Raw genomic sequence first — 17,258 nt, 5'->3', positions numbered from 1 at the left:
TTGATGCTCAAGATGTTCCATTCATGAGTTAAGATAGATGCATCTAAACATTTTCTGATACCCGCAATGGCACTAAAGATACAACAAATTACGCCGGGGAAAAAAATCGCCGTTTATCGCGTGGGTGAAGCACTGCCACGCGCACATTACCAGCGCTGCCCCCAGTGCGATACGCTTTTTGCGTTACCGGTTATGAAATCGCACCAAAGTGCATTTTGCCCCAGTTGTGATGCGAAAGTTCGTGACGGACGGGACTGGTCATTAACGCGCCTCGGTGCGATGGCGGTGACTATGATCCTCTTGATGCCCTTCGCCTGGGGTGAACCGCTGCTACATCTCTATTTACTCGGTGTTCGTATTGACGCCAATTTGTTGCAGGGTATCTGGCAAATGACCGCGCAAGGCTCGCCGATCACCGGCGCGATGGTGCTGTTTTGCACCGTTGGCGCGCCGCTGGTGCTGGTTACCGCTATCGCCTATTTATGGCTTGGCAACATCCTCGGCATGAATCTGCGCCCGGTGTTGTTAATGCTGGAAAAACTCAAAGAGTGGGTGATGCTGGATATCTATCTGGTTGGTGTTGGCGTCGCCTCGATTAAAGTGCAGGACTATGCCTACATCCAACCGGGTATCGGGTTGTTTGCGTTTGTCGCACTCGTAATTTTAAGCGTAATGACGCTCATCCATTTGAACGTTGAACAGCTGTGGGAGCGCTTTTATCCGCAACGCCCGGCGAGACGCCCCGATCCCAAGTTACTGATCTGTCTGGGTTGCCATTTTACCGGTTATCCGGACGTTCGCGGTCGCTGCCCTCGCTGCCACATTCCATTAACGCATCGTCGTAAACAGAGTTTGCAGAAATGCTGGGCATCACTTCTCGCATCATTGATCTTTCTGTTTCCGGCAAACCTGCTCCCAATCTCCGTTATTTACGTCAACGGCACACGACAAGAAGATACGATTATGTCGGGGATAATTTCGCTGGCGCACAGCAATGTTGCCGTGGCGGGTGTGGTGTTTATCGCCAGTATTCTGGTGCCGTTTACCAAAGTGATCGTGCTGTTTACACTGCTTCTTAGCATCCATTTCAAATTTGAACAGGGGTTACGCACTCGTATTTTACTTTTGCGCTTTGTGACCTGGATTGGGCGTTGGTCGATGCTCGATCTGTTTGTCATTTCATTAATGATGTCACTGATTAACCGCGACCAACTCCTCGCTTTTACTATGGGACCCGCTGCGTTTTATTTCGGTGCAGCGGTAATTTTGACTATTCTTGCTGTGGAATGGCTGGACAGCCGCTTACTTTGGGATGCACATGAGTCAGGAAACCCCCGCTTCGCCGACTGAAGCGCGTATTAAAACAAAACGGCGCATTTCGCCTTTCTGGTTGCTCCCGGTCATCGCCCTGCTCATTGCGGGCTGGCTTATCTGGAGCAGTTATGAAGATCGCGGCAACACCATCACGATTGATTTTATGTCCGCCGATGGCATTGTTGCAGGGCGTACCCCTGTCCGCTATCAGGGCGTTGAAGTCGGCACGGTGCAGGACATCCGCCTGAGCGAAGATCTGAAGAAAATCGAAGTCCGCGCCAGCATCAAATCCAATATGAAAGACGCCTTGCGCAGTGAAACTCAGTTCTGGCTGGTTACGCCGAAAGCGTCGCTGGCGGGCGTTTCAGGGCTCGATGCGCTGGTAGGCGGTAACTATATTGGCATGATGCCAGGCAAAGGCGAACCGCAGGAGCACTTCACCGCGCTGGATACGCAACCGAAATATCGCCTGAACAACGGCGAATTAATGATCCATCTTCATGCTCCGGACTTAGGGGCGCTGAACAGCGGTTCACTGGTCTACTTCCGTAAAATCCCGGTCGGGCGCGTGTATGACTATTCGATCAACACCAATAAACAGGGCGTCACCATTGATGTACTGATCGAGCGCCGTTTTACCAATCTGGTGAAAAAAGGCAGCCGTTTCTGGAACGTTTCCGGCGTGAAAGCCGATGTCGGCTTGAGCGGTGCAAAAGTCGAACTTGAAAGTCTGGCGGCACTGGTCAACGGTGCAATCGCTTTTGACTCGCCTGAAGCCTCGCAACCCGCCGCCCAGGACGACGAATATGGCTTATACGAAGACCTGGCGCACAGCCAGCGCGGCGTACTGGTGAAACTCGATTTGCCGGGCGGCCAGGGATTAAAAGCCGGTTCAACACCGCTGATGTATCAGGGGCTGGAAGTGGGGCAACTGACTAAAATTAACCTCAACCCTGGCGGCGCTGTCAGCGGCGAGTTAACGGTTGATCCGAGTGTGGTGAACCTGTTGCGCGATAATACGCGCATCGAAATGCACAATCCCAAAATTTCACTGAGCAATACCAATCTTAGCTCCCTGCTGACCGGCAGCACGCTGGAGCTGGTACCGGGTGAAGGTCAACCGCGTAATCAGTTTGTTGTCCTGCCGGCGGACAAAAACCTGTTGCAGGAACCCGGTGTGGTAACCCTGACACTCACCGCACCGGAAAGCTACGGTATTGACGCCGGACAACCGCTGGTGCTCCATGGCGTGCAGGTCGGCCAGGTGCTGGAGCGCAACCTGACGAACCAGGGCGTTACGTTTGCTGTCGCTATTGATCCGCAGTATCGCGATTTAGTGCACGGCGACAGTAAGTTCGTCGTCAACAGCCGTGTTGATGTCAAAGTAGGACTTGATGGCGTTGAGTTCCTCGCCGCCAGCGCTAATGAGTGGCTCAGCGGCGGCATCCGCATTCTGCCTGGTGCCAAAGGCGAGATGAAAAACAGTTACCCTCTGTTCGCCAACCTCGATAAGGCTCTCGAAAACAGCCTGAGCGACCTGCCAACCACCACGCTGACGCTGACGGCGGACACGCTGCCGGACGTTCAGGCCGGTTCAGTGGTGCTGTACCGCAAGTTTGAAGTCGGCGAAGTGATTACCGTGCGTCCACGCGCGAATGCGTTTGATATTGAACTGCATATCAAACCGGAATACCGCAACTTACTGACCAGCAATAGCGTTTTCTGGGCTGAAGGTGGCGCGAAAGTACAACTGAACGGGAGCGGCCTCACCGTGCAGGCCGCCCCGCTCTCGCGCGCCATCAAGGGCGCTATCAGTTTCGATAACCTTAGCGGTGCCAGTGGACGTGTGCGCAAAGGCGATAAACGCGTACTTTATGCTTCAGAAACCGCGGCTCGCGCGGTCGGTGGGCAGATTACATTACATGCATTTGACGCCGGAAAAATGGCGGCGGGCATGCCTATTCGTTATCTGGGAATCGATATCGGGCAAATTCAGGATTTGCAACTGATTACCGATAAGAACGAAGTCCAGGCGAGCGCCGTGCTGTATCCGGAATATGTCCAGACATTTGCCCGCGCCGGGTCACGCTTCTCGGTGATCACCCCGCAAATCTCCGCTGCGGGTGTCGAACACCTCGATACCTTGTTGCAGCCCTATATCAATGTGGAGCCGGGCCGCGGCGACGCGCGGCGCGACTTTGAAATTTCAGAAGCCACCATTACCGATTCCCGCTACCTCGATGGTCTGAATATCGTTGTCGAAGCGCCGGAAGCGGGTTCGATCAACATCGGCACCCCGGTGTTATTCCGCGGTATCGAAGTTGGCACCGTTACCGGCATGATGCTGGGAACGCTTTCCGATCGCGTGATGATTGGCATGCGGATCAGTAAACGCTATCAGCACCTGGTACGGAATAACTCGGTGTTCTGGCTCGCTTCCGGTTACTCGCTGGACTTTGGTCTGGTTGGCGGTGTGGTGAAAACAGGGACTTTCAACCAGTTTATTCGCGGTGGTATCGCCTTCGCTACACCGCCGGAAACACCGCTGGCGCCGAAAGCGCAACCGGGTAAACACTTCCTGCTGCTCGAAAGCGAACCCAAAGAGTGGCGCCAGTGGGGCACCGCCCTGCCGCGTTAAGCCAGCAGGCTCCGGCGTGCTTGCGCCGGAGCCTTTGTGTTACACTGCGCGCCTGTTTTTACTCCTGTGGTACGCCCCGTGGCTCAAAACGCTGTCTATCTTCCGGATGAATTTCTGGCGCAAATGCGTCAAGCCATGCCGGAACATCTCTCATTCGATGAATTTATTGCTGCCTGTCAACGCCCACTGCGGCGCAGTATCCGCGTCAATACGCTGAAAATTGCCGTTAACGACTTTCTGGAACTGGTCGCGCCTTATGGCTGGCAATTAACGCCGGTACCATGGTGTGCGGAAGGTTTCTGGATCGAGCGCGATGATGAAGACACATTGCCACTGGGCAGCACCGCAGAGCACCTGAGCGGCCTGTTTTATATTCAGGAAGCCAGTTCAATGTTGCCCGTAGCAGCGCTGTTTGCCGACGGGGAAATGCCGCAGCGGGTGATAGATGTCGCCGCAGCCCCCGGTTCTAAAACCACGCAGATTGCCGCACGGATGGGTAACAAGGGCGCGATCCTCGCAAATGAGTTTTCCGCCAGCCGCGTAAAAGTATTGCATGCCAACATCAGTCGCAACGGCATCAGCAACGTGGCGCTGACCCATTTTGACGGACGCGTATTCGGTCCGGCATTACCAGAAATGTTCGATGCCGTTTTGCTTGATGCGCCCTGCTCAGGCGAAGGCGTGATACGTAAAGATGCTGACGCGCTAAAAAACTGGTCTGTTGCCAGTAACCTTGAGATTGCCGCCACCCAACGCGAGTTGGTCGACAGCGCATTCCACGCCTTAAAACCCGGGGGAACCCTGGTCTACTCAACCTGCACCCTTAATCGTGACGAAAACGAAGCGATCTGCCACTGGCTGCAGGCTAAGTACCCGCATGCTGTCCAATTTTTGCCGCTCGGTGAACTGTTCCCGCAAGCCAGCCAGGCGCTCACCGTAGAAGGTTTTCTGCATGTGTTCCCGCAGATTTACGACTGTGAAGGTTTTTTTGTCGCCCGCCTGCGCAAAACCGCCGCGATAGCGCCGTTGCCCGCGCCAACTTACAAGGTCGGTAATTTTCCCTTTACCCCGCTGAAACCCAAAGACGCCGCGCAGGTGGCAGCTGCTGCTGCGCAGGTTGGTCTACAATGGAGCGACGAGCTGCATTTATGGCAGCGGGATAAAGAGATTTGGCTGTTCCCGGCGCAGATCGAGCCACTGATTGGCAAAGTCCGTTTTTCGCGTATTGGTATTCGTCTTGCTGAGACCTATAACAAAGGGTATCGCTGGCAGCATGAGGCCGTGATTGCTCTCGCCGGTCTTAATAATCCGCTGGCGTTTGCGCTGACGCTCGCGGAGGCGGAAGAGTGGTATCGCGGGCGCGATATTTACCCGCAAAATCCTCCCAAAAATGATGAAGTGATTGTCACTTTCCAGGGCCAGCCTCTGGGGCTTGCCAAAAAAATCGGTTCGCGACTGAAAAACAGTTATCCCCGTGAACTGGTACGTGATGGGCGATTGTTCGCCGGTAGTGCGTGACAGTGCGCTAAAAAAAACGCATTTTTTGACTGGCGACTTGCTCATTGTTGTACCAGGCTGAAATGTGGGTGACCTTACTGGTCATACCACATTTTTTGACGATCAACGGAGAGCATTATGACGAAAACCAGCGTGCGTATTGGCGCATTTGAAATCGATGATGCCGAGTTGCAGGGAGATAATCAGGGCGAGCGAACGTTACGCATTCCCTGCAGTTCTGACCCGGATTTATGTATGCAGCTTGATGCCTGGGACGCGGATACCAGCATTCCCGCGATCCTGAATGGCGAACACTCGGTGCTTTATCGCGAACATTACGATCAGAAATCTGATACCTGGGTTATGCGTCTTGCCTGACCCAAAGGGAACCCGTCCGCAAGACGGGTTATTTACCTGCCTGATTTCCCCTGCCCTCATTCATCCCCTACACTTATCGTTACGTTGTACAGCGCTGAGGATGGAATGTTCGCTCTGGTTTTATTTGTTTGCTACCTGGACGGTGGATGCGATGACATCGTGGTTGATGTCTATAACACGGAACAGCAGTGTCTCATCGCAATGAACGATCAGCGAATGCGCCACGGCGGCTGTTTTCCGGTAGAAGAGTTTATCGATGGTTTCTGGCACCCGGCTAACGAGTTCAGCGATTTCTGATCACTGAAGCTGTACCAGCGTCAGTTCGCCGCCAAAAACCGCCCCGGTATCGATATAGTGCTGATTGTGCCCATCAAAACGCTGCTTAAGCGGAGTATGGCCAAACCAGAAATGATCGGCCCCCGCGATGCGATTGCCTTTACCGGCTAAAAGCTGGTTAAGCCGGTCGCGCCGCCAGAGCACGGATTCACTGTCCACCTCCTGTTCCCACAGATACTCCTCTGCCGGATAGTCTGCATGGGCAATCACATTCACCTCCCCCCTGCAGCGCAACTCCATAATGTATGGCAATTCAGCGCAAGTACGCAGTGCTTCGAGCGCCTGTTGCTGCTGTGCTTCATCAAGCGTGCTAAACCAGGTGCCGCCATTAAGCTGCCACATTGCCATCTCGCCGTAACGCAGCGCGTCGATAGCCATCTGTTCATGATTGCCACGCACGGTACGAAACCAGGGTTTGTTGAGTAATTCAAGGCATTGCAGGCTCTGCGGACCACGATCGATTAGATCCCCGACACAGATGAGTAAATCCTGATAGGGATCAAAGTGGCGTTCCCGTAAGGCTTGCATTAAACGCTGGTGGCAACCGTGTAGATCGCCGACAATCCAAATATGTCGCCAGTGAATGCCTTCAATACGTTGATACATATTCATTCCCCCTGTCTCACCAGTATAGGAAAATCCTGCCCGAAGAAGAGAGAATCGGTTTTGTCTCTATTTCTAAATAGAACTTAAACAGAACGGAAATAAAGCTGGCAGCAAGGTTAATTTGTCTTTCCCTCACCTCTAAACTAAGCGCTGAACTTTTAGAGGTCTTTCTCCGTGTCAAATCCCAGCCTGCAAACAGAACTTAACTCAAATCATAATGCGCATATTATTTCCGACCTGGTAAGCGGACGTCTTGTGCCAGGCCCCATCTGGAAAAAACGTAATTACCGCATTAAGTTTTTGTTGCGTTCGCTGCTGTTCTGGTCGTCCACAAACCGGATGCTTACCGCACTTTCGCAGCGCCCGGATTTTAGCCGCTTACTTGACGCGCAAATAACGCTACCGAGCAAATCGCATCGCCAATATTTAACGCTCGGGTTAAATGCTTCGCAACGTGCGAATGCCATTATTAGCCACTACGCCTGGCTTGATGAAAAAGTATCGCCAAAACTGGCTGAAGCGCTGAGCTCACCCGTACCGGTGCAGATTATTGAATTTACTGGCAAAGATGATGCGCGTTTTAGCGTCTATGCCTCTTGTGCCAGCAAAGCTGAGCGCGAGGGAGAAACCACCCTGTGGATGTATGATAGCGAGCAAACCTTGCTGGCAAGCGTGACCTTTAGTGTGGTGGGTGGAGAAGGCCATCGCTCGCTGGTGATTGGTGGTTTGCAAGGCCCGCGCCGAAGCGTCAGCCACGAAGTGATTAAAATCGCAACCCGCGCCTGCCACGGTATCTTCCCGAAAAAGATGCTGCTTGAAGTCATCAGCCAGATTTCCCTGCTTTCCGGCGTTTCGGCAATTTATGGCGTCAGTGATAACGGGCACGTCTTCCGTGCGTTGCGTTATCGCCTGAGCAAAGGCCGCCATTTCCACGCCAGCTATGATGAGTTTTGGGCGTCAATTGAAGGCGAAAAAGAGAGTGCATGGCGCTGGCGTTTACCGCTGCAATTCGCGCGTAAACCGCTGGAAGCGATCGCCAGTAAAAAACGTGCTGAATACCGCCGCCGTTTCGAATTACTGGACGATGTGATTGCAAAAATTAACGACTTATTTTCGGCATAACAGCATTTGTCTGTAACCGTCCAGCTAACCTGATTTGCAGACCGGGCTGGACGGTTGAAATTCGTTAGCGCCAGTTCTGGTGCTTTTTTACATCCCTCTCCGGGCACCCGAAGCGCTTTTCTGATACTTTGCGCTACTGACCTCCCCGGAGAAGCCCACCCAAATGTCGCTGTTTAATATTGACGCTCGCACCAAGGACTATTTCTGAGCCGTGACACATCGCCGTGCCCGGATGCAAGATCCGCGCAGAATATCTGGCAATTATCGAGCGCTAATACCTGCAAGCCTAAAGGCAAATATCGCTATTAAGTTTATTAAAGGAACCAATCTCCCGACGGTATTCTGCAATCGTAAACGGGTTTTAACGGCCCCCTGGTTCAGAACCTCTGCTGAGTAGGCGATTTATCTTCTGTGCCTCGGAAAACCGTAAGCCCGAGGCACGTGACGGTTTACCCTGGCTTACTGGCAGGCTATGTGATGCAGCGCATGGAGGACACATTATTCTGGTCATAAAAACTTCGTAATGACAAAAAAATACCTGGACGTACGCGGTGCAGAATATGTTATGGTTTGTGGCGATGTACGGTTTTGGGAATTTTCATGACGAGATTAAGAAACCTGCATGACGTAGAGATAAAAAAAGACCGAACACGATTCCTGTATTCGGTCCAGGGAAATGGCTCTTGGGAGAGAGCCGTGCGCTAAAAGTTGGCATTAATGCAGGCTAAGTCGCCTTGCACTTTAAGAATAGATGACGGCGTCAGGTTTTCCAGTCCGCGACAAAAGTGGTCAGAAAAATTGGGTTACCGTCACGCTTATGAAAAGTAAAAACCGCAAAGCTTGTGTATTCAGGCTTGCGGTTTTTTATTGTGGATCAGCGGATTAGCGCTGGCTTTTAACAAAGTGTCTCAGCTCGCGTAATAAAAGGCGCAAGGCTCATCTTTTCACCAGGTTTGGCGGGATTATCGATCTGAATAATGCTAATCGGCTGAGCAATAGTCTTACCGCTGGCCACCTCTTTTTCAGCAACGTCATTCAACGGGTATTGCACCAGCGTGCTGGGGTTGATGGCATACAATGCATGACCTGGCCGGCAGGTCAGCATGACTTCCTCACGGTTAAATGCCCATTTGTCTTTGCCAATCTCAAAGCGGCTTACGGTAATGACCTGCGGCGAAGCCAGTGCCGTACCTGAACATGCCAGCATTACCAGAACTAATAAACTCTTCTTCATTTTTCCCGCCAGGTTCATTCAAAAAGGTTCCCATGTTGCAAACAAACTTACCGCTGCCAGCACCAATGCGCCCAGCCCGACTTCGACCCAGGTCAACGCGATAAAACGTTGCCGCGCGGTGTCGCTTTGCTGATTCAGCTGCGGCACCAGAACATACCGATTCATCACAGCAATTACTACCATCAGCGCCACAAGCGCACATTTCAACAATAACCCCTGCCCCCAGTGGCTCTGCCATGGCCAGACCAAACCCTGGATTAAGAGTGTATTGATAACGCCAGTGAGGATCACCCCTGCGACGGCGAAATGACCGTACCAGGAAAAGCGCATCATGGTGGCAATTGCTGCCGCACGCCAGCGACCATGGGCCAGTTTCATGCAGAATAATACGGGCAATAACCCGCCCAGCCACATTGCGGCACATAATAAATGCAAGGCATGATTACCCCGCTGCACCACGCCCATCGCGCCTTCGCGCATCGCGGCATGCCCAGTGCCGGCGGCCAGGACAAACTGCAGGATCACCAGTAGCAGTATTTTACGTTGCTGTAGCGGTTGCATAAGCACGACAACAAGCGCCAGACACGCAGCAACAACTTGCCACGCCAGCACGGCTCCGGTTTGCGTGCCGGCGACTGCCAGCCAGATTTCAGTACGCACTACATCAGGCCAGCCATCGCCCATTACACCGCCCTGCGCGGCAAACATCGCAGCTGCACTTACTGCGGCAAGCCATAAACAGCCCCGCTGCCAAAAAAGAAAGCGTTGCGCGAGAAGGCGTTGCAGACTGCCCGGCGCGAACCACACGCTAAATAACGTGCAGCCAAATACCAACATCAGAGCCGCAAAATGCACAAAGCGCAATCCGACCAACACGGCTGCTAACATCATTCACTTCACGGAAAATGCGTATTGGCCACTGGTTTTGTGGCCGTCAACCGAAACGACATGCCAGTTAACGGTATAGTTGCCCGGCGGCAGCGACTCCTCCAGCGGAACAATCATCTGCTTGTTGTCATTCTCATTGCGCTTTACCGCGCCAGTCTTGATAATTTGCTGCTGTGCGTTGGTCACCGCGATGCCGCTAAATTTAGGCTCAATGCCTTCAGAGAAATTCAGCGTTAATGCTTGTGGTGCGGCGGTAACAGCGGCGTTGGCGGCAGGATACTGCCCTTTAAGATGGGCATGCGCCAGAACAGCAGGCGTAGCGAACAGGCTGACTAGCAATGCGATGGCTCGCCAGTGGCGACAGGATGCAACAGGCATATTGTTCATTCCTTTTAGTTATGCATATGGCACAAAGAATAACGCTGTACAATAATCGCGTCGAGTATCATCGTCGGCGCGCTTGTCTTTCTGCAACAGGCTTAGTAACTTTTGCCGCGTGAACCCAGGAGAACATCATGATTACCAATCTAGCGCAGCTCGAACAACAAGAGATGGACAAGATCAACGTCGACCTTGCTGCGGCTGGTGTCGCGTTTAAAGAGCGTTACAACATGCCGGTAATTGCCGAAGCCGTTGAACGCGAGCAGCCGGAACATCTGCGGAACTGGTTTAGAGAGCGGTTGATAGCCCACCGTCTGGCCTCCGTATCGCTCTCCCGCCTGCCTTACGAGCCCAAAGTGAAATAATGGAGCCGGGCATGTTACGCGTTATCGATACCGAAACCTGCGATTTACAGGGGGGGATTGTTGAAATTGCCTCCGTTGATGTCGTCGACGGGCAGATCGTCAACCCGATGAGCCATCTGGTACGCCCCGACAGGCCAATCAGTCCGCAGGCCATGGCGATACACCATATCACCGAAGCGATGGTCGCTCATCAGCCGTGGATTGAGGAGATCGTACCGCACTATTACGGGAGCGACTGGTATGTGGCGCACAACGCCAGTTTTGATCGCCGGGTGCTGCCTGAAATGCCAGGGGAGTGGATTTGTACCATGAAGCTGGCGCGCCGCCTGTGGCCCGGCATCAAATACAGCAATATGGCGCTGTATAAATCCCGCAAGCTGAGTGTTCAGACCCCTGCCGGATTGCATCACCACCGGGCGTTATATGATTGCTACATCACCGCTGCGCTGTTGATCGACATTATGCAGGTGTCTGGCTGGACACCCGATCAGATGGCCACAGTAACCGGACGCCCTGCTTTGCTGACAACATTTACGTTTGGTAAATACCGGGGGAAAGCCGTCTCTGAAATTGCCGATCGCGATCCGGGCTACCTGCGCTGGCTGTTTAACAACCTGGAGCGCATGAGCCCGGAACTACGCTTAACCTTAAAACACTACCTGGGCGAAGAGTAACCGTTCCCTTTTCCGGGCAATGTTCCCTGCGCCAGGGCGATTAAGAACGCATATTCCAGCGCAACACCTTCGTAGGATTTAAACCGGCCTGATTTCCCACCGTGCCCGGAATCCATATCCGTGCACAGCAACAGCAAATTATCATCGGTTTTATATTCACGCAGTTTCGCGACCCATTTTGCAGGTTCCCAGTATTGCACCTGCGAATCGTGAAGTCCGGTCGTTACCAGCATATGCGGATAGGCCTGCGCGGCAATATTGTCGTACGGGCTATAACTTTTAATGTAGTGATAATAGGTCTCATCCTGCGGATTGCCCCACTCTTCAAATTCCCCGGTGGTCAATGGGATCGACTCATCAAGCATGGTGGTCAGGGCATCGACAAACGGCACCTGGGCAATGACACCATGGAATAGCATTGGACGTTGATTAATCACCGCGCCCATCAGTAATCCACCTGCACTTCCTCCCATGCCGTAGCAAAACAGGGGCGAGCCATAGCCCTGCGCCAGCAGGCTGTCAGTGACATCGATAAAATCATTAAAGCTGTTTTTCTTGTTGAGGAACTTCCCGCCCTCATACCATGAATGGCCCAATTCACCGCCACCGCGAATATGCGCGATAGCGCAGACAAATCCACGATCCAGCAAGCTGAGCCGGCTGCTGCTAAAATCTGCGTCCATACTGGCGCCGTAAGAACCATAACCATACACCAGTAACGGATTCTCACCTTTGCGGAAATGTTTATGGTTATAAACCAGCGACACCGGTACTTCGACACCATCTCTGGCGTGGATCCACAGGTGCTCGCTGCGATAATCGCTGGCATCAAACCCTGCCACTTCCATTTGTTTCAGAACACGCCGTTCTCCGGTATCCATGTCCAGTTCAAACAGCGTGTCCGGCATGGTCATTGATGAATAGCCATAACGCAGGCGCGATGTTTCCGGCTCCGGGTTGTAAGCAAGCCAGGTGACATAGGCGGGATCATCAAACGCGATGCCGATAACTTCCCGGGTTTTGCGGTTAATCTGGCGCAAACTGGTCAGGCCGCGCTGGCGTTCTTCCACAACCAGCCAATCAGTAAACAGCGTAAACCCTTCAAGCATCACATGCTCGCGCGCCGGGATCAGCACTTCCCAGCGCCGTTCATCACGCACTTTGGTGCGATACAGACCAAAGTTTTTACCATCACGATTGGATCGCAAATAAAAGGTGTGCTGGTAGTGATCAAGGCTATATTCGTGATCTTTGCGCCTTGGCAGAAAACGCAACGGCTGAGCGTCCGGCAGTTCGGCATCCAGCAGGAGTACTTCACTGGTGGTCGCGCTGGCGAGATGAATAGTAATGTAGTGCTGGGAGGTGGTTTTACTCAGGCCAACATAAAAGGTCTCGTCCTGCTCTTCATACACCAGTTCATCCTGTTGCGAAGGCGTGCCAACGGTGTGTCGCCAGACCTGGTACGGCAGTAATGTTGTGGCATGTTTGCGCACATAATAGAGCGTTTCTGAATCGTTAACCCAGACAAATTCCGGCGAGACATTATCCAGCATTTCCGGATACCAGTTGCCCGTCTCAAGATTGCGGAAACGCAGACCATACTGCCTGCGGGAAAGATAATCTTCAGCAATCGCCATAATGGTGTTGTCGGGTGAGACTTCCATGCCGCCAAGGGTATAGAACTCACTGTGTGAGGCACGCTGGTTGGCGTCCAGTAACACCGACCACTCATCCCACTCGGAACTGAGAACCGACTGACGTTGATAAATCGCATATTCGCTTCCCGGCTCGTAGATGTGCCGGTAACGATAGCCATTTTTGATATAAGGCGCGGAGACTTCGCGCTGCGGTATTCGCGAGATAATTTCTGCCAGCACGTCGTCCTGTAACGCTTGCTGGGAAGCCATCACTTCTCGCCCGTAATCATTTTCCTGATGGAGGTAATCCAGAACATCTGGCTGTGAGCGCGTATCGTCCCGCAGCCAGTAATAGTTGTCGATACGCGTATCACCATGCATTGTCATGGCGTGCGGGATTTTTTTTGCTTTTGGCGACATAGCACAATTCTTATTTGGTTTTACATACCTATAAGGGTGGCAAAACCCACGCGCGATGCAAGCGAAACGTAATTTAAATCATGAGCTAAGCGCTAATTTCTGCTTTTTGAGATCCGCCTCGATATCTTCTCGCACATCTTGCGGAATTTTTAACGCATCGCCCAGCGCGTTCAGATAGCTGCGTTCCATAAAATGATCGATATCGATAACGGCGCAGCTCAGGAAGTAAACTTCCAGCGCTTCTTCTTCGTTTTGCACTCCCTGCGCCAGACGCGCGGGGTCCAGCGGTTGGTCTATAGCATTCGCTACCAGTTGCTGCCCTTGCGCTTCCACACCTGCTTCACGCAACTGCTGTTCTATCGCCGCACGTTCTTTATCATCAATGTGTCCGTCGCTTTTAGCGGCGAACACCAGCGCCAGGATCAGCCGCTCAGTGCGGACATCCAGAGGCGTATTGTGCTGACCAAATTGCGGCTCACCTTGATGCGCATCCCGGATGCGATCTTTATACTTATTCCACAACACGCTGCCCGCAACGGCTCCCCCACCCACCAGCAAAGCGCCGGTGCCATATTTCGCGAGCAGTTTGCGCGATGATTTACTGGCGACCAGCAGGCCCGCCAGGCCACCTAATGCACCCGGCACCAACAAATTGTTGAGTCCATGGCCACCGGGAGACGGCGTCTGCGTATCACCTTTTTGACCAAGCAATGACTGCAGTTGATTTAACCAGCTCATAGAACCCTCGCTTATCATGACAGTTGTGCGCACAGAGTAAGCGAGGGGGATGTCAGGAAGTGTCTATATCTGAAAAGAATGGGAAAATGCGGTGTTACGATCGCGGCTGATACTCTGCGGTTCCGCCTTTACAATCGACAGTCACTCGATAGTGAAGGTCCGCGCTTTTCCCGCGTACGGTTAACGGCACAACCCATTTATCATTCTTGCCGGTAATTTCCTTCGGATTGACCCATGCGACTGGATCGGCCTGACCCAGTTTCTTTTGATCATCAGCCCATCGGACAATGCGATTCTGCAGATAATCCCGCTTAACACTGGCGGCAATGCCGTCTGCCTTGAGTCCCTCGCACGAGGGAAATTTCACCGACTTATCCGTAACGGCATGCGCCGCCATACTGCCTGCCAGCAAAAGCAAACCGGCGAAAACTCCTGCTATTTTCATGCTTATCTCCTGGTTTTTACCCCTTCAAAGCATGGTACAAATTGCTGGCAGTGCAAGGTCAGGCGACTTTCACGCGCTTCGTTGCAGTTTTGATATCCACAGCGTCAGTCGCTTCCGAATCAGAAGAGTCGACCGGCGCTACCGCTTCTTCAGCTTCCGTGCCCGGTAATTTGCCTGATTTCAGGATGCCGTTAAGCGCCTCTTTTTGCTCAGCAAGCCACAGCGCCATCTGATCGCGCGCGTTGTCTTCCAGATCTACCGGCCCTGTTGCAAGCCAGTCACCAAGGACTTCGGCCAGATCGAGCATCTTATCGTAAGCATCGGCTTCCTTTTTACTGGCAAAAGACATTTTTTCCTCACCTTCACGAATGACTACGTATTTAACTTCTACCGCCATGATGCAGCCTCATTTAACTGTGTATTTATACAGTATAGTAGCGCGATGAAAAAACCACCGCAAGTGATAAAAGACAGACGCAAACGTTTTCGTTTATACTGCGCGCAAATTTTTTCTAACGGTACAATGCTATGACTCTTTTAGGAACTGCGCTGCGCCCCGCAGCAACACGCGTGATGTTATTAGGCTCTGGTGAACTGGGCAAGGAAGTTGCCATCGAATGTCAGCGTCTGGGCATTGAAGTGATTGCCGTGGATCGCTATCCCGATGCACCTGCGATGCATGTTGCGCATCGTTCGCATGTGATCAATATGCTTGATGGCGCGACGTTGAAGGCACTGGTTGAACAGGAAAGACCTCACTTTATCGTGCCGGAAATCGAAGCTATCGCCACCGATACGCTGATTGAGCTGGAAGCGCAAGGTCAGCATGTCGTCCCCTGCGCACGCGCCACCAAGCTAACGATGAACCGTGAAGGCATCCGCCGCCTGGCGGCTGAAGAGTTACAACTACCCACCTCCAGTTACCGCTTTGCCGATAGTGAAGCTGCATTTCAGCAAGCCGTCGCGGAGATAGGTTTACCTTGTATTGTAAAACCGGTGATGAGCTCCTCCGGTAAAGGGCAGAGCTTTATTAAAAGCGCCGATCAATTAGCAAGCGCCTGGGAATATGCCCAACAAGGCGGCCGCGCCGGTGCCGGGCGTGTCATTGTTGAAGGTGTGGTCAATTTTGATTTTGAAATCACATTACTGACCATCAGCGCCGTCGACGGCGTTCATTTCTGCGCGCCGGTCGGGCATCGCCAGGAAGATGGCGACTACCGCGAATCCTGGCAACCGCAGCAAATGTCGCCCCTGGCGCTAGAGCGCGCGCAAGCTATCGCCAGCAAAGTGGTGCTGGCGCTTGGCGGCTACGGCCTGTTTGGCGTTGAGCTTTTTGTTTGCGGCGATGACGTTATCTTCAGCGAAGTTTCGCCGCGCCCGCACGATACCGGCATGGTGACTTTGATTTCGCAGGACCTTTCCGAGTTTGCCCTGCATGTCCGCGCGTTTCTCGGCATGCCCATTGGCGCTATTCGTCAGTATGGTCCTTCCGCTTCGGCGGTGATCCTGCCGCGCCTGACCAGTCAGAATGTCACCTTTGATAAGGTGGACAGCGCCGTAGGTGCTGGCGTGCAGTTGCGCCTGTTTGGTAAGCCAGAAATTGCGGGCTCCCGCCGTATGGGCGTCGCGCTGGCCGTGGCAGATAACGTTGAAAAAGCGGTGGAATACGCCGTTGCGGCGGCGGCGGCGGTGAAGGTCAGCGGGTAAACAGCCTTCCCGACAGGTTGCATTGATTGCTTCCTGAAGGCGAACAAATCCCTCACAGCCGCATCTGCATCTGCCGGCCCCCTGAGAGTTAAATCGGGGGGCAATAAAGCAGAATCAGTCACTTAGCGGCCGTCACCCTGGACGAGTGAGAGAAAAAAAAGCCCGGTCGGCATGTATGCGACCGGGCTTTTATCAGGCGGGCTTTAACCCCGCTGAAAATTACAGCTTCGCGCCTTCAACGGCTTCGCGAGCCAGTTTAGTGATGCGATCGTAATCACCTGCTTCCAGCGCATCAGCCGGCACCAGCCAGGAACCACCGATGCACAGCACGCTTTTCAGCGCCAGATAATCACGGTAGTTAGCCGGAGAAATGCCGCCAGTCGGGCAGAAACGAACCTGCGAGAACGGACCCGCAATCGCCTGCAGCGCTTTGGTGCCGCCATTAGCTTCCGCCGGGAAGAATTTAAACTCTTTCAGACCGTAGTCCATACCCAGCATCAGTTCAGAAACGGTGCTGATCCCCGGGATCAACGGGATAGTGCCTTCGGTCGCGGCTTTCAGCAGCGGCTCAGTCAGGCCAGGGCTGATGGCGAACTGTGCGCCAGCGGCGGTCACTTCTGCCAGTTGCTGCGGATTCAGCACGGTACCAGCGCCGATAATCGCGTCCGGCACTTCCTTCGCGATAGCGCGAATAGCGTCGATAGCGCAAGCCGTACGCAGAGTCACTTCCAGAACGCGAACACCACCTGCCACCAGCGCTTTCGCCATCGGTACGGCGTGCTCCAGTTTGTTCACTACGATTACCGGCACTACCGGACCCGTTTTCAGGATTGCTTCTGCACTCGTTTTCCAGTTTTTCATCAGTGTTTTTCTCTCGC

18 protein-coding genes are annotated in these 17,258 nt (G+C 53.1%); 9 read left to right on the top strand and 9 right to left on the bottom strand.

The features are described 5' to 3' along the window. Positions 1-66 precede the first annotated feature (66 nt). The 5 genes from yebS (at position 67) to AAIG26_RS00465 (ending at position 6,124) form a co-directional block, all read left to right on the top strand. Positions 67-1,350: a membrane integrity lipid transport subunit YebS gene (gene yebS / locus AAIG26_RS00485; RefSeq protein WP_343179357.1), complete on the top strand. Its 1,284-nt coding sequence runs from the start codon at positions 67-69 to the stop codon at positions 1,348-1,350. Then, positions 1,319-3,952 carry an MlaD family protein gene (locus tag AAIG26_RS00480; RefSeq protein ID WP_343179356.1) on the top strand — a complete coding sequence of 878 codons (2,634 nt, stop codon included), beginning with the start codon at positions 1,319-1,321 and terminating at the stop codon, positions 3,950-3,952. Before yebS ends, AAIG26_RS00480 begins: the two co-directional genes overlap by 32 nt. A gap of 78 nt (positions 3,953-4,030) precedes the next feature. Further along, complete coding sequence (rsmF, locus tag AAIG26_RS00475; RefSeq protein ID WP_343179355.1) at positions 4,031-5,470, top strand: 16S rRNA (cytosine(1407)-C(5))-methyltransferase RsmF; 1,440 nt, start codon at positions 4,031-4,033, stop codon at positions 5,468-5,470. Between the two features lie 117 nt (positions 5,471-5,587). Further along, positions 5,588-5,827 carry a YebV family protein gene (locus AAIG26_RS00470; protein WP_017456958.1) on the top strand — a complete coding sequence of 80 codons (240 nt, stop codon included), beginning with the start codon at positions 5,588-5,590 and terminating at the stop codon, positions 5,825-5,827. A 105-nt stretch (positions 5,828-5,932) separates the two neighbouring features. Then, on the top strand, positions 5,933-6,124 hold the full coding sequence (locus tag AAIG26_RS00465) for a YebW family protein (protein ID WP_017456957.1): 192 nt from the start codon (positions 5,933-5,935) through the stop codon (positions 6,122-6,124). On the opposite strand, the gene pphA is transcribed toward AAIG26_RS00465, so the two are convergent. Beyond that, positions 6,125-6,769: a protein-serine/threonine phosphatase gene (gene pphA / locus AAIG26_RS00460; RefSeq protein ID WP_343179354.1), complete on the bottom strand. Its 645-nt coding sequence runs from the start codon at positions 6,767-6,769 to the stop codon at positions 6,125-6,127. Between the two features lie 174 nt (positions 6,770-6,943). Between pphA and AAIG26_RS00455 the strand changes: the two genes are divergently transcribed. Further along, entirely contained in the window at positions 6,944-7,891 is a 948-nt protein-coding gene (locus AAIG26_RS00455; protein WP_343179353.1) for a VirK/YbjX family protein, read from the top strand. A gap of 895 nt (positions 7,892-8,786) precedes the next feature. Here AAIG26_RS00455 and AAIG26_RS00450 read toward each other — a convergent pair. The 3 genes from AAIG26_RS00450 to yobA are packed head-to-tail and all read right to left on the bottom strand — an operon-like array spanning position 8,787 to position 10,391. Next, positions 8,787-9,125, bottom strand: a complete 339-nt coding sequence (locus AAIG26_RS00450; RefSeq protein ID WP_044489676.1) for a YebY family protein — start codon at positions 9,123-9,125, stop codon at positions 8,787-8,789. 18 nt (positions 9,126-9,143) lie between these two features. Further along, positions 9,144-10,016 (bottom strand): copper homeostasis membrane protein CopD, encoded by an 873-nt coding sequence (copD, locus tag AAIG26_RS00445; protein WP_343179351.1) that lies wholly within the window; start codon positions 10,014-10,016, stop codon positions 9,144-9,146. After that, positions 10,017-10,391 carry a CopC domain-containing protein YobA gene (gene yobA, locus AAIG26_RS00440; RefSeq protein ID WP_020454105.1) on the bottom strand — a complete coding sequence of 125 codons (375 nt, stop codon included), beginning with the start codon at positions 10,389-10,391 and terminating at the stop codon, positions 10,017-10,019. A 137-nt stretch (positions 10,392-10,528) separates the two neighbouring features. Here yobA and AAIG26_RS00435 point away from each other — a divergent pair, with 137 nt between their 5' ends. Together AAIG26_RS00435 and exoX are read left to right on the top strand one after the other, a co-directional pair. Beyond that, a complete protein-coding gene (locus AAIG26_RS00435; RefSeq protein WP_020454106.1) occupies positions 10,529-10,759 on the top strand; it encodes a DNA polymerase III subunit theta in 231 nt (76 codons plus the stop codon). An 11-nt stretch (positions 10,760-10,770) separates the two neighbouring features. Beyond that, on the top strand, positions 10,771-11,433 hold the full coding sequence (gene exoX, locus AAIG26_RS00430) for an exodeoxyribonuclease X (protein WP_020454107.1): 663 nt from the start codon (positions 10,771-10,773) through the stop codon (positions 11,431-11,433). Here the strand turns inward: exoX and ptrB are convergent. From ptrB to AAIG26_RS00410, 4 genes are all read right to left on the bottom strand, one after another. Further along, entirely contained in the window at positions 11,415-13,490 is a 2,076-nt protein-coding gene (gene ptrB, locus AAIG26_RS00425) for an oligopeptidase B (protein ID WP_343179350.1), read from the bottom strand. The two genes, exoX and ptrB, sit on opposite strands and share 19 nt — an antisense overlap. Positions 13,491-13,568: 78 nt before the next feature. Continuing rightward, a complete protein-coding gene (locus tag AAIG26_RS00420; RefSeq protein ID WP_020454109.1) occupies positions 13,569-14,228 on the bottom strand; it encodes a tellurite resistance TerB family protein in 660 nt (219 codons plus the stop codon). A 94-nt stretch (positions 14,229-14,322) separates the two neighbouring features. Next, positions 14,323-14,673: a protein YebF gene (gene yebF / locus AAIG26_RS00415; protein WP_097405767.1), complete on the bottom strand. Its 351-nt coding sequence runs from the start codon at positions 14,671-14,673 to the stop codon at positions 14,323-14,325. Positions 14,674-14,731: 58 nt separating this feature from the next. Then, entirely contained in the window at positions 14,732-15,070 is a 339-nt protein-coding gene (locus tag AAIG26_RS00410; protein ID WP_313626170.1) for a YebG family protein, read from the bottom strand. Positions 15,071-15,201: 131 nt separating this feature from the next. On the opposite strand from AAIG26_RS00410, the gene purT reads away from it, so the two are divergent. Continuing rightward, positions 15,202-16,380 (top strand): formate-dependent phosphoribosylglycinamide formyltransferase, encoded by a 1,179-nt coding sequence (purT, locus tag AAIG26_RS00405; RefSeq protein ID WP_269230794.1) that lies wholly within the window; start codon positions 15,202-15,204, stop codon positions 16,378-16,380. Positions 16,381-16,599: 219 nt separating this feature from the next. Here the strand turns inward: purT and kdgA are convergent, their stop codons facing one another. Continuing rightward, positions 16,600-17,241 (bottom strand): bifunctional 4-hydroxy-2-oxoglutarate aldolase/2-dehydro-3-deoxy-phosphogluconate aldolase, encoded by a 642-nt coding sequence (gene kdgA / locus AAIG26_RS00400; protein ID WP_020454113.1) that lies wholly within the window; start codon positions 17,239-17,241, stop codon positions 16,600-16,602. Positions 17,242-17,258 lie beyond the last annotated feature (17 nt).

Origin of the sequence: Kosakonia sp. PSU_27, assembly GCF_039409795.1 — a bacterium.
Lineage (GTDB): Bacteria > Pseudomonadota > Gammaproteobacteria > Enterobacterales > Enterobacteriaceae > Kosakonia.
This window is presented reverse-complemented; position numbering and strand designations above follow the sequence as displayed.